Raw genomic sequence first — 12,632 nt, 5'->3', positions numbered from 1 at the left:
ATTATTCCAAATTATAATATGCAAGATACCAATCCACAAATTTCTTTAATCCCTCCTCTATCGAAGTTTCGGGTTTAAAATTATATTCTTTTTGAATTAAACTGATATCCGCATAGGTTTCCAGCATGTCCCCATTTTGTAAAGGTTCTAGTCTAACTATTGCTTTTTTCCCTAAATAAATTTCAAGTAAACTTAAAAATTTTTTCAAACTAACGGGACTATTATTTCCTATATTAAAAATTTTAAAATTATCATCCATTGAATCTGAAATACTTTTCTCTCGTTCTATAATATTGCTCAAGGCGGACACAATATCATCTATATAGGTAAAATCTCGCTTCATCTCACCAAAGTTATAGAGTTTTATCGGCTTTCCGTCACAGATAGCTTTTGTAAAAATAAAAGTAGCCATATCCGGTCTTCCGTAAGGACCGTATACCGTAAAAAAACGTAAACCTGTAGTCGGTAATTTATAATTGTAACTATAAGAATGAGCCACCATTTCATTAGATACCTTGGTAGCTGCATATAAACTGATTGGATGGGTAATAGCCTGTCCTTCATGAAAAGGGATTTCTTGAATAGAACCGTATACACTGGAACTGGAAGCATATACAAAATGCTTTATCCCATATTTTTGAGACAACTCAATCGTCGTACCAAAGCCGAGTTGATTATTAAGAAAATAAGACTGGGGATTCTCAAAGCTATATCGAACTCCCGGCTGTGCAGCAAGATGCAGCACTTTATCCGGCTTTTCCGAAAGAAAAATCCTCTCCAGGGAAGAATAATCTGTTATATCAATTTGATAAAAACTGAATTTTGAAAATTCGGAAAGCTTCTTAAGTCGACTTTTTTTCAATTCAGGACTATAGTAATCGCATAAATTATCAATTCCGAGAACAGTATAACCTCTTTGTAAAAGTGACAGAGAGGCATGCATTCCAATAAATCCCGCACACCCGGTCAGAAGTATCGTTTCCATTTGTTTTGCTTGCATAAAAAATCAACTTGAAAGTCTTATCCTTTATTTATAGGGCTAAGAAAAAAAGATTACCTGTATCTTCTTAAATCTATTCCAGAAGTTTTGAAAAGGTTATTTTTTCAAGTTCTAATTTTACTAAATTATCAATCTCCTGCAACTTTACCTTTAGATTTATGGAATATTTTTCTAACTCTTTTTCTGAAGCATAAAAATATTCAGCAACTACCAATTTATAGATTGTATATAAGGAAACTTTCTCCGGAAAACGAACCGGACTCAGTTTTCCTTCTACATTTGTTATAATTAAATCCCTCTCTTCAAATTTCTTAATAATTCTTTCATACTCCATTTCAGACAGCCCGCTCAAGGATTGTAAGCGTTTGGAACTCATTGGTTTTTGTTTCTTTTCATGGTGTTTGTATAGTTCCATTAATATTCTCATATATTCATAAAATGAATTTTTTGTTTCCTCTTCGATACCACTAAAAGAAGTACCATAAAGAAGTATCCTTTCTCGATATTGTATGGAGGCTGTTATCTCTGCCCCATATAAGATAATGATAGATAAGGAATATATAGATAAAAGAGATATTGGTATTGCAGCCAGGGCCTGGTATATTAAAATAGTTGAAGTTGAGAAAGATTTAACATAAAACAAAAACCCCCAGAAAAATAATAAAAGAATAAGACCTGTAACAAAGGCTCCTTTTGAAGCAGCTCCAAATGGTACCCGCACGCTGGGTATTAAAGTATATAATAATACAAAAAATAACCAGATTGCTACGAGAGGTATAATAGTATTGATAATAGAATATATGGAAAAGAAAGACTCACCTCCTTCGTAATACTTCCAGTAAACACGGTTAACCTCAATCCGGGTAATTAGCATCATCTCAAAATCACCGATAACCAAAAAATCTGCCATTTCACTGAAAATTTTCTTTATCTTATCATTATCCCAGGTTATTTCCTGGTTTCGCTTAATCTTAAATTTCTTTTTTATATCCAGAGGTAATGAATTGGAGCTGATAGGTATAATATGATTAGCTTTTCCTTTCTCTGCTTTATAAAAAGTATACCAGTTTTCACCTTTATCCTTAGAATATAAGAGTTCTCCTTGTTTATTCAATAAGAATAAATATAATTGTTCTTTAAACTTGGTACTCCATACTTTTCTAAAGCTAAATAACTTATGAGAGTATTTGTCAGACCAGGTTTCGCCTGCATCTTCGCTTACATAAATTCGACCCTTGTCTCCTACTATCATAAAAAAACTATCATCAATAAATGCCATATCGTTTAAATCATAATCCCCTATTTTACTCAAACGAAATGTATTTCCTCCATCGATAGTTTTCCAAAAATAGCCGTTATGACCTAAAATAAAACCATTTAACTCGTCTTTAAAAATAATCGCATTGGGTTTATCATCTTCTCTTGTATCAATTTCTGCTTTATCAAGCTTAATCAGCTTTACTTCACCGTTTAAATTATAATGTATCAACTCACCGGTTTCATATAAAATAATAAGTTCATCTTCATTCAATACCTGAAAATCCTTAAACTTTGCTTGATTGAATAAATGAATTTTCCAATCATAACCGAGATTTTTAGAATATAGTAATACACCTTTTCTGGAAACTGTATACACAGTTCGGTTAAGGCTTACTGATTTGAAAAATTCCTCATTTTTTAGCCTGGGTGCTTCACAGGACTCAAGCCTCGTTCCATCAAAACCCATACAGTAAATATTTTCATAGTCAATAGTAAAATTATTAAGACTTGAAATTTGTCTTCCGTCCTCTGTTAATTTTATTATAGTTCCTTTTTCCCCGCTTATCCAGATATTTTTCTCAGTATCCATAATGGCATATTGATAGTGAGCCCCGCGAAATGAATCAGAAAGACGAACAGCATAACCGATGAGAACAACCAGCAATAAAGGACCTATCGTCATGATAAAAAAGTAGAAGATTATTTTAGAAAAAAATGGCCTGGCCCTTGAGACCCTCCAGATCTGATTGAAAGCTCCTTCAAATGTACGTAAGACGGCAGTAGCGGAAAAAATTAATACAATAAAACCTATAGCTCCTATCTGCGTGGCTGAATTTACCAGCTCATTCAACGTTTTTAAATAAGGACTTACATCGATAGGTATGTTATTCTTGAGAAAGTAATCAGTGATATACTCAAAAAATTCTTCTTTCTTTGTATCAAAACCGGAGGATAAAGTAATTAAAGCCATACCTACCGTTAAGGTGGGTACAAGAGATATAATGGTTGTGTAAGATACCCCTGAAGCTTTCATGAGACAATCATCAACCAAAAAGCGCTGCATGGAGACAAGAATGATTCGTAGAGTAACAACAAGTCTATACCGCCAATTCTTTGTTTCCGGTATCACTAAAAATTTTGCTAAAAAATTCTTTGAAGCTTCCTTTGCCATTTTATTATCCTTTAAATGCGTATAAGACCATACTGGAAGTAGAACCCTTTATGAGACTACTCCTATAATGATAGTAGGATATTCGAAACCAGCGAAGATAGTCCTTCCAGGTTTTAAAACTTCCTCTTGATTTTAATAATTTTGCCGATAAAGAAAAATCGACCCCGTAATATTCCTTGAAATTTTTAAAACCATTCAATCGTAAGATTTCTTTCAAGTTAGAAAGAGAGTAGTAATACAAATGTCCGGGTAAATAATAATGATAATTCGCTCCTTCTTCTATCGCCTGCTTGCCTTCAAAATTTGCAGTTTGAATCAATAGAAGCCCTCCCGGTTTTAAGTATGCAGATAATTTTTGAAAAACTTCTTTTGGTTTTTCAAGATGCTCAATAACCTCTACAAGAGTTATTACATCGAAACTTTCCTTTTCAAAATTACTGTTAAGGAAATTCCCCTGAAAAACTTCAATACCCCGCTTTTTTGCATACTCCGCGGAATATTCCGATACCTCTACTCCGTATACCTGAAAACCCTTAAGTTTTGCCCTTGATAAGAAACCACCAAAGGAACAACCTACATCCAGAAAGTTTCCGGTTTTTATAAATTTTTGAATATTTTGTATGCGAGCATCCCAAACATAGGCATCAAATTTCTCGGTTTCTCTTTCATCCCTATAGGTATACTCCGAGCCACCCTTATAGTATTCGCCACCATATAGCTTTTCATATTCTATAGATTCATCGGTATGAATTGTTTCCAATCCGCAGGTATTGCACCTGAAAACCGGTAGCTTATAAGAATTAAAAGTCGAATAATATTTAAATGTCCATTCACATTTTTTCTGAATAGGACAGTTCTGAACTAATTTTTCACGAGGTATATCCAATGACAGATCCTCTCCTCTAGTTTACCAATCGGACTTCTTTCCATATAGGCCAGTTTTACATCATCAAAACCTGATAATAAGTCTTTAAGTTCTTCAAGGCTATAGAGATCCACATTAGCTCCTTTCAAGTCCTTAACTTCAGTAAGTCCCTCATTTACCCTGAGATAGGTTTCCGTATTCGCTCTCAATGTTCCTGCGATATAAGAACCTTTTTTTGTAACTCTGCGAAACTCTTTAATTAACTTTTTTGCATCCTCTCGACTGTTATAATGCAAAACACCCCAGTTCAGAAGAAAGGAAAAAGCTTCCTCTTTAAAAGGTAATTCGAGGCCATCTGCCAGTATTGTTTCTATTTCTGGCTCTAATTCCTGAATCTGTCGCAAGGAATTACTTGCATAGTCCATTGCGCTTACTTTAAACCCATAATTCATCATTAAAAGGCTATGCCTTCCGGAACCCGCTCCGAAATCAAGGGCCCTGTCCCCTCTTTGGATATTAAGCCCTGATAATATCCTGACCAGATTTTCATCGGGATAAATTAGGCGGGACTTGTTTCTTGTATAATGCTCATTCCATATTTTCTTTGTATTATAGTTTTCGATACTCAAGTTTTGCTCTCTCCCTGATTGTTTTATCTAAGTCATCCGCATTTAGCTTCGCATTCGACTTCAAACCTATTACCCTAAATCTGGCCTGATTTCCATTTGAAGTTTCAATTATACTTCCTTTTTCCTGAAGTTCTGTATCTAAAAATAACTTTTCATCCTTCGTTACATCTATTTTCTCAGAAGAAATATATTCATACTTACCGGGTTTATCGGGAGCTAAAAAACATAGTTGGGTTTGTATGCTTGATAATTTATATAACTCAGCCAAATTACGGCTTTTGATTTTTTTTCCGAGCATCAAACGAACATAATCCTGAAAGTAATCATAATCTTCATGTTCTTTTAGTAAATACTCAGCTAAATATTCTCCTCCGACTTCAGGGACTATTTCTATCAAATAGGCTTCATTTCTCGAATTTATCCTGAATTCAGCTACCACCGGACAAAATTTCATCCCAAGACGTAGCGCCATAAGTGCTGTTTGGTATTTTAACTCTCCTATCATTAAGGGAAAACTACTCGGAAGTCTATGAGATATTTCTAAAAAAGGAGAATATGTTGTTGTATATTTATCAATTACTGCTATTAGATGAAATTGCTTTTCGGAACAAAAGCCCATTACAGTAACTTCTTTCCCTGAAATATAATCCTCAACGATAAACGAATCAATATCTGTCATAAAAACCTGAACGTATTCTTTTAGCTCTTTCTTATTCCTCACTATAACCACACCTTTTTTGCCGCTTCCAGCTCTGGGTTTTATAATGCAGGGAAAACGCACTGAATTTAAAGAAAAGCTTCCATCTCTTGATTTTAAAGAATAAGATCGAGGTAATTTTATACCAGTACCTTTTAATTTTTCCTTTATCTTTTTTTTATCTAAAAAATCTTTTGCCAATTTATAAGAAAGACCGGGTAAATTTAATTTCTCAGATATATAGGCAGCACTCAGGCTGGCCTTTCCGTAAGAACGGCAGCCCACAGCAATAATAGGTTCATGTAAGGGTATTCGGGATAGTAAGGAATAAATTTTTCTGTATTCATGAGTAGATTCTATAATTTTGAACTCGGAATACTTAAAGCCCGGAGCCTCCTGGTTCTTATCAATAGTTATAACTTTCAAACCCAGTTGCCGGCAAGCCTGAATGAGAGGTAATTGATTCTTCCCTCCTCCTATCGAAACAAAATAACCTTCCTCTATAGCCATCCCGTTTATAATTCTTCCTCTTATATTTCCGTCAATTAAAATCAGGAAGCTTATTTTTTCTTATAAAGTTTCAAAAGGATAATTTCAGGGTAACAATTAAACCTTAGAGGTAAAATCGACCAGCCCAGACCCTTAGAAATTAAAATGGGAGTGGACTTTGGATTGTATTTCAAGCCAAAATTATATTTTTTATTTTTAACCGGAACCATCGGAGAATATTCAGTAAAAGGAAGAACTACCTGCCCTCCATGGGTGTGTCCGGATAAAAAGAGATCAACCCTTTCATGATACGGTAGATCTGCTGTATCCGGACTATGAGCCAGAACTATTCGAAAACTATCAGACTCCAAATTGTGAATCGGTTTTTCAAAGCCCGGCTCATCCTCCCAGTAGTCACCGGCTCCGATAAAACAAATACTATCTTCTCCCCTTTTTATACAGCTATGCTTATGCCGTACAGACATCCCACTATTTTCAAGCTTCTTCAAAGAGTCTTCGGCAGAAGCCCAATGATCGTGATTTCCTAAAATAAGAAACACTCCATCCCTGGCTTTTAATGTTTGTAAATGAGGCCATATTTTTTTGATTTCCTCCGTCGTATTTCTTTTCTTTACATAATCTCCGAGTCCCAGAATCACATCTGCATTCAATTGATTCAGTTTGTTTATAATCCTCAGTACAAACCATTCGGGCATCAAAGAACCATAGTGTAGATCAGAAAAAATAGCCAGACTATAGCCTTCGAAATTTTCAGGTAAATTCCGAAACTCAAGATTATATTCTTTTACAACTACAATGTAGCGCTCTATAAAAAAAGAATACACAAATAGGCCTGCTATCAAAGTGGGAATAGCTATCATAAATTTATGCAACATTCTATTACTTTAGAATACCCCTATATTCTAAACCTGTTCCAATATATTTGCGAAATTATTGGTTGCAAGACCTCCTATAGAATGAGTAAGTCCTAATGCTTTTCCCTGCTGCTGCATGAAATTACTCAATTCTACCAACTGGGCTATGCCGGAAGCAGCTATGGGATGTCCCCTGCTTTTCAAACCGCCTGAAGGATTAATCGGCCACTTAGCTGCCGGATGTGTATTTCCCTCTTTTACCTGCCGCAAAGCCTCTCCTCTTTTAAATATCCCCGCATCCTCCGCGCCGATTACTTCAAAAGTAGTAAAAGCATCATGAAGCTCCGCTACCTGTATTTCAGACGGCGAAATACCTGCTTCCTCAAAAGCTCTAGAAAAAGCTTTCACGGAAGCAGGAAAACTGGTCCCCAATGAATCATCATAAAAAGTAGAAGTTCCATGCCCCATTCCTTTTATTCGAATATTCGATTTTAGTTCAGAAGATAAGACTAAGGCTGCCGCTCCATCGGAAAGTGGAGAAATATCATACAGACCGAGAGGTGTGCAAATCTTTGGTGCTTTATTATATATTTCTAAATTAATTTCTTTTTGAATATGGGCATTTTTATTCTTAAGTCCATTATCATGTACCTTCTTGGCGATATAATACAGATCTCCTTCTTCATAGCCATACTCATATAAATAGCGCCGGGTTATCATGGCTCCTCCATGAGACATAAACATACAAAGTTGTTTTTGTCTGTCAGACAGCACAGAACCTAAAACCATATTACTTTCTTCTCTTCCGAGACGACTCATAATTTCAGCTCCAACAACAAGTCCCGTTTTAAATCGTCCTGAGTCTATGAGACTCACCGCTAATTGAAAAGCAGAAGCACCACTCGAAGATGCTGTCTCAGCTCGAATAGCAAATATATGATCCAGACGAAGACTCGAAGCTAATTTAGCAGCCAAATGAAACTCTGAAGTATAAGATTCGGGAGCAAAGGAGGCAAAAACAAGAAAGTCGATCCTATCCCTATCAAAGCCCTGCAAAGCTTCCGAAGCTGTTTTATACGCCAGACTCAAAACCGTTTCTTCAAGTCGACCGAATTTACTTAAAACGGGATTATGTATATATATATTAGAGTTCATAATTAAACCTCGTAAATCTTATCCATGTACATTTCCAATAGTTCTGAAACCATTGTCCTATCCGGAATACTCGCTGCCATACCATAAACTGGAGCCATATCTCCTTTGTCATCGGGATGAGCTTTCACTTCTTCCACCGCCTCTTTCATGTCATCTACAAAACGTTCTGCTACTCCCTCCTGTGCCTGTCTTAAAGTCAAGCAAATATGAATAGCCGCAGGTTTATGTAAACCATTTAAACTCCAACCTTTTTTAGAAAGCTCATCCATCACGCGATAGATGTTCAAGGTCTTAGAAGCAAAGGCCAGATTCCAGAGAGGTTCACCGATAATGTGTATATCTTGAATATCTTGCACTCCCTGCTTAATAGTATCGGCAGCTTTGAGAATTTTTGAAGAGGCTTCTAAATAACCATTTTCTCCCATGCTCAGCATAGTCGCCCAGGCAGCAGCACTCAAAGCACCCGGTCGACTGCCGGCAAAAGTCGGAGAAAAATACATTCCTCCCGGCCATTCCGTTGTCGTAAAATACTGATAACGCCTGAGCTCTTTTCCCCTGTAAAGAACCACAGAAGTTCCTTTAGCTGCATAACCGTACTTATGGGTATCGGCTGAGATAGATGTAACACCCGGTAGTTTGAAATCAAATTCGGGTACAGGATAAGCCAACTTTTTAGCCCAGGGAAGTAAAAATCCACCCAGACAGGCATCTGTATGAAAACCGATTCCTCTTTTTCTTGCATATTCAGAAAGCTCTTCAATAGGATCAATAATACCGTGGGGAAATGTGGGAGCAGAACCCACAATCACAATCGTATTGGAATTACAGCTTCTTTTAACAGTCTCTACATCGACTCTGCCATCTTCTGCTATAGGAATCCGAACCGGCTTTATCCCGAAATACAGACAGGCTTTTAAGAAAGCTGCATGGGCTGTCACGGGCAGTACCAACTCCGGCTCAGTAATCCCTTTCTTATCCCGATAATAATCTCTGTAAGTTTTCATAGCTAAAAGAATGCTCTCAGTTCCACCGGAAGAAATAGAACCGCAGATTTCCTCATTCTCATTTTTTACATATGTACTACCTAACATTTTTGCTGTCATGGAAATAATTTCAGCCTCATATTTAGTAACAGCCGGCCATAAGTCGGCATGTAAAGGATTGGCCTGGGAATGTAGAGCATAGACCTCATTTAGAAAAGCAATGTGCTCGGCTTCTCCGTGATAAACTGCACCGGAAACATAACCCTCTTTCCACCTGAGTTCTTCCTTTTCTGTCATTGCTTTCATTTTATCTAATATACTGTTTTTCTCAAGTCCTTCTTTCGGTAAAGCCTTATAGGTCTCCACCATATTTCTGTAGGGCTTTAGGGATGGTTCCATACCGGAAAGAATTCCGGCATATTCTTTTCGAATGGCTTCGTTCACTCCGGGTATTCTCTTTACAAGCTTCATGGCTTCGGAGATAAAATAATTCCTTGTCTCTTCAAATTTCAATTCTAATTGTCTTAGCAAATCCTGCATATATTTTCCTTTCAGTGAGTATTTATTCTCCGGTAAATTTTCTTATTGCTATGATATATCTGCAAAAACTCATGAAACATTCTATTATAAAGTTCCCGGTTTTTTTTATCCGGTATATATTCGGCTTGAATTTGAATTGCTTTTGATACATCTTCATAACTCATTTTTCCCAGAGCAACAAAAGCTATGAAGGCCGCCCCTCTAATGTTGGCCAGTATGGGTTGTTTCACCTGCCTTATTTTTCTTCCTAAAATATCTGCATAAATCTGGCACCAGATAGAAGAAGCCGCTCCACCACCTATAAAATTGATATACTCCATCTCCCTTCCGGCAAATTTTTCCAGGTATTGTAAAAGCCAGCGGGAATTATAGGCAACTCCTTCATAAACAGCACGCAACATGTGCTCTCTTGTTGTATCAAGAGAAATGTTGTAAAAGGCTGCTCGAACGCTATGGTCTTCAACCGGTGTTCTCTCCCCGTAAAGCCAGGGTGTAAAAATAATACCCTTGCTACCTTGTGGTGTTCTTTCTACTATCTTATCGAAAAGTTTGTATATATCCGGAACTTCTTCCTGTTGCAGTAGCTCATCTTTATGATATAAAACATTTTGCTTGAGAAACTTCAAACAGGCACCGGCGGTTTCTTGCTCATTCATGGCCAGGTAACGTCCCGGGATAGCAGAAGGAAGTGAAGCAATATTATGGAAGATATCGGTCTTCTTAAAAGGAACGTGGCAGGTAAGCCAGGAAGAAGTTCCGACATAAAGATGAGCTTCAAAATCGTTTACCGCTCCCGAACCAATAGCGGCTGCGTGAATATCCGGAGCCCCGGATACAATCAAGGTCTCTTCTGAAAGACCGAGTTCAAGAGCTACATCTTGCTTAACTTTTCCTAAAATAGAACCCGGCTTTACAAGTTGCGGAAGTTTCTCTTTATCAATTCCTGTATAAGATATGAGTGTATCACTATATTTTATATTATGAATGTTTCGATTATCAGTAAGCCAGTAGAGGGTAATTGCTTCATCTGAAGAACAAAATTTTCCGCTGAAACATAGATTAATAAAATCTCTCGGTTCTAAAAACTTATACGTAGCAGAGTAAATTTCGGGTAATTCATTTTTTATATAGAGAATATGTGAGATCGGGTCTTTTCCGGAAGCAGTAGGAATTCCTCCTGTCAAGCGAATCCAGCGATAGAGTTTCAGAGCAGCGTATCCTTCAATCGAAGGGAATCCGGAAGTTACTTTTTGTATATACTTCTTCCCCCTCGAATCCAACCAGATAAGAGAATTCATGAGAGCTTTTCCTTCTTTAGAAACAGCAACCGTACCCGACCACTGACAACTACAGGAAACTGCCAGTATCTGCTCCTTTGTTATCTCAGCTCTTTTTAAAAGTTTCTTAATACAATCCCGAATAGCAGTCCACCATTCCTCAGGATCCTGCTCGGCTCCTCCACCGGGTAGGAGTTGCAGGTCAATTTCTATAAACTCATCGACCAGAACATTGCCTCTGCTATCAACCAGGGCACACTTAGGACCGGAAGTGCCCAGGTCAACCGATAATACATATTCAGGTATTTTCATTTGCCTTCCTTGTGGAAAAATAGCGGTATAAGCTATAAAAGAATAAGTGAATCATTAGATAAATGATAAAAAGGAAAACATTATAATACACCATTGCAAGCAAGGATACAATCGCAATAGAAAGTGCAATGAAAGGAAAATATGGATAAAAAGGAACCTGAAAGGGACGTTCCAGTTCAGGTTTTTGTTTACGCAATTGCAATAAAGACAAGCATGATGTAATATATAGGCTAAGAGCACCAAAACAGGCCAGGGTGATGATTTCTGCGGTTTTGCCTGTAAACAAAGCGAGAATTCCAAAAATCATATTCACAAGCAAGGCCCTGGCAGGTGTATGAAAACGGGAGTGAATTAGTCCAAGAAAAGGTGGTGCAAAATTTTCCTTGCCAAGTTCATAGGTTGCACGTCCGGCTGCCAGAATAATTCCATGAAAAGAAGCTAAAAGTCCGAACAAGCCGATAGATACCAGCATATGATAAAGAAAATGTGACTTTCCTACCACCTTTCCTAAAGCGAGGGGTAAGGGCGAATCAGAAGGTAAAGAGCCTGGTTTTTCAAATACAATATCTTCCCAACCGGAAACCCCAACGGCAGCAATAAAAGTTAAGATAGCTAAAAATACAAGGCTTGCAATGGCAGAACCAAACCCGATCAAAATATTCTTTTGAGGATTTATGGTTTCTTCCGCCACATTGGCCACTCCTTCGATTGCCAAAAAAAACCAGATCGCAAAAGGAAGGGCAGCAAAAACTCCCGAATAACCATGCGGCAAAGGGTTCTTCTGTAAATTAGACATTTCAAATTCAGGCAGGCAGACAAAAGCAAAGACCAGAAGTTCAATCACAGCAAATATAGTTATAACTAATTCAAAAGAAGCGGCTGTTTTAACGCCATATATGTTTAAAGCAGTAAAAAGAAAATACACAACAATGGCTATACTCAGAACGGAAACAGAGGGAAGAAAAGTGTGGATATAGGCACCGATTGCATAGGCAATGGCAGGTGGTGCAAATACAAACTCTATTGCCTGTGAAAATCCTGCCACAAAACCCAGCCTCTCACCAAAAGCAAGTCTTGCATAATCAAAAGCCCCACCGGCCTTAGGAATGGAAACAGCAAGCTCCGCATAGCTGAATGTAAAAGTAATATACATAATAATTACAAAAAATGTGGCAATTGCCATTCCATAGGTTCCACCCTTTTCAAGACCGAGGTTCCAACCGAAGTACATCCCGGAAATCACATAGCCTACTCCAAGTCCCCAGAGCATCCAGGGACCCAGTTTCTTTTCTAAGTTCGCATTTTCTTCCGCCATTACACTCTCTTTTCTGCAAGATTTTTATGCCATTATAATTTTCTGCTTTGTATTTTGTAAACGA

10 protein-coding genes are annotated in these 12,632 nt (G+C 37.3%); all 10 read right to left on the bottom strand.

Features of this window, described 5'->3' with window-relative positions; genetic code table 11:
* Window position 1: 1 nt before the first annotated feature.
* Window positions 2-985: a GDP-mannose 4,6-dehydratase gene (locus tag H7A25_16530; protein ID MCP5501510.1), complete on the bottom strand. Its 984-nt coding sequence runs from the start codon at window positions 983-985 to the stop codon at window positions 2-4.
* A gap of 88 nt (window positions 986-1,073) precedes the next feature.
* Window positions 1,074-3,431: a YihY family inner membrane protein gene (locus H7A25_16525; protein MCP5501509.1), complete on the bottom strand. Its 2,358-nt coding sequence runs from the start codon at window positions 3,429-3,431 to the stop codon at window positions 1,074-1,076.
* Between the two features lie 4 nt (window positions 3,432-3,435).
* Entirely contained in the window at window positions 3,436-4,317 is an 882-nt protein-coding gene (locus H7A25_16520; GenBank protein MCP5501508.1) for a class I SAM-dependent methyltransferase, read from the bottom strand.
* Window positions 4,293-4,925, bottom strand: a complete 633-nt coding sequence (locus H7A25_16515; GenBank protein MCP5501507.1) for a class I SAM-dependent methyltransferase — start codon at window positions 4,923-4,925, stop codon at window positions 4,293-4,295. The genes H7A25_16520 and H7A25_16515 overlap by 25 nt, the downstream gene beginning before the upstream one ends.
* Entirely contained in the window at window positions 4,906-6,132 is a 1,227-nt protein-coding gene (locus H7A25_16510) for an ATP-grasp domain-containing protein (protein MCP5501506.1), read from the bottom strand. Before H7A25_16510 ends, H7A25_16515 begins: the two co-directional genes overlap by 20 nt.
* Window positions 6,133-6,182: 50 nt before the next feature.
* A complete protein-coding gene (locus H7A25_16505; protein ID MCP5501505.1) occupies window positions 6,183-7,007 on the bottom strand; it encodes a metallophosphoesterase in 825 nt (274 codons plus the stop codon).
* Between the two features lie 27 nt (window positions 7,008-7,034).
* Window positions 7,035-8,141: a thiolase family protein gene (locus H7A25_16500; GenBank protein ID MCP5501504.1), complete on the bottom strand. Its 1,107-nt coding sequence runs from the start codon at window positions 8,139-8,141 to the stop codon at window positions 7,035-7,037.
* Between the two features lie 2 nt (window positions 8,142-8,143).
* Entirely contained in the window at window positions 8,144-9,664 is a 1,521-nt protein-coding gene (locus H7A25_16495) for an aminotransferase class V-fold PLP-dependent enzyme (GenBank protein MCP5501503.1), read from the bottom strand.
* An 11-nt stretch (window positions 9,665-9,675) separates the two neighbouring features.
* Window positions 9,676-11,253, bottom strand: a complete 1,578-nt coding sequence (locus H7A25_16490) for a xylulose kinase (GenBank protein MCP5501502.1) — start codon at window positions 11,251-11,253, stop codon at window positions 9,676-9,678.
* Window positions 11,240-12,568 (bottom strand): ethanolamine permease, encoded by a 1,329-nt coding sequence (gene eat, locus H7A25_16485; GenBank protein MCP5501501.1) that lies wholly within the window; start codon window positions 12,566-12,568, stop codon window positions 11,240-11,242. The genes H7A25_16490 and eat overlap by 14 nt, the downstream gene beginning before the upstream one ends.
* Between the last annotated feature and the right edge of the window lie 64 nt (window positions 12,569-12,632).

Source organism: Leptospiraceae bacterium (assembly GCA_024233835.1).
Lineage (GTDB): Bacteria > Spirochaetota > Leptospiria > Leptospirales > Leptospiraceae > JACKPC01.
Note: the sequence above shows the minus strand (reverse complement) of the source record. Positions and strands in the feature narration are given on the sequence as shown.

Bases quoted from the DNA above. Each gene is read 5' to 3' on its own strand.
- H7A25_16530 (MCP5501510.1), bottom strand. From the start codon at position 985: ATGGAAACGATACTTCTGACCGGGTGTGCGGGATTTATTGGAATGCAT.
- H7A25_16525 (MCP5501509.1), bottom strand. From the start codon at position 3,431: ATGGCAAAGGAAGCTTCAAAGAATTTTTTAGCAAAATTTTTAGTGATA.
- H7A25_16510 (MCP5501506.1), bottom strand. From the start codon at position 6,132: ATGGCTATAGAGGAAGGTTATTTTGTTTCGATAGGAGGAGGGAAGAAT.
- H7A25_16505 (MCP5501505.1), bottom strand. From the start codon at position 7,007: ATGTTGCATAAATTTATGATAGCTATTCCCACTTTGATAGCAGGCCTA.
- H7A25_16500 (MCP5501504.1), bottom strand. From the start codon at position 8,141: ATGAACTCTAATATATATATACATAATCCCGTTTTAAGTAAATTCGGT.
- H7A25_16495 (MCP5501503.1), bottom strand. From the start codon at position 9,664: ATGCAGGATTTGCTAAGACAATTAGAATTGAAATTTGAAGAGACAAGG.
- H7A25_16490 (MCP5501502.1), bottom strand. From the start codon at position 11,253: ATGAAAATACCTGAATATGTATTATCGGTTGACCTGGGCACTTCCGGT.
- eat (MCP5501501.1), bottom strand. From the start codon at position 12,568: ATGGCGGAAGAAAATGCGAACTTAGAAAAGAAACTGGGTCCCTGGATG.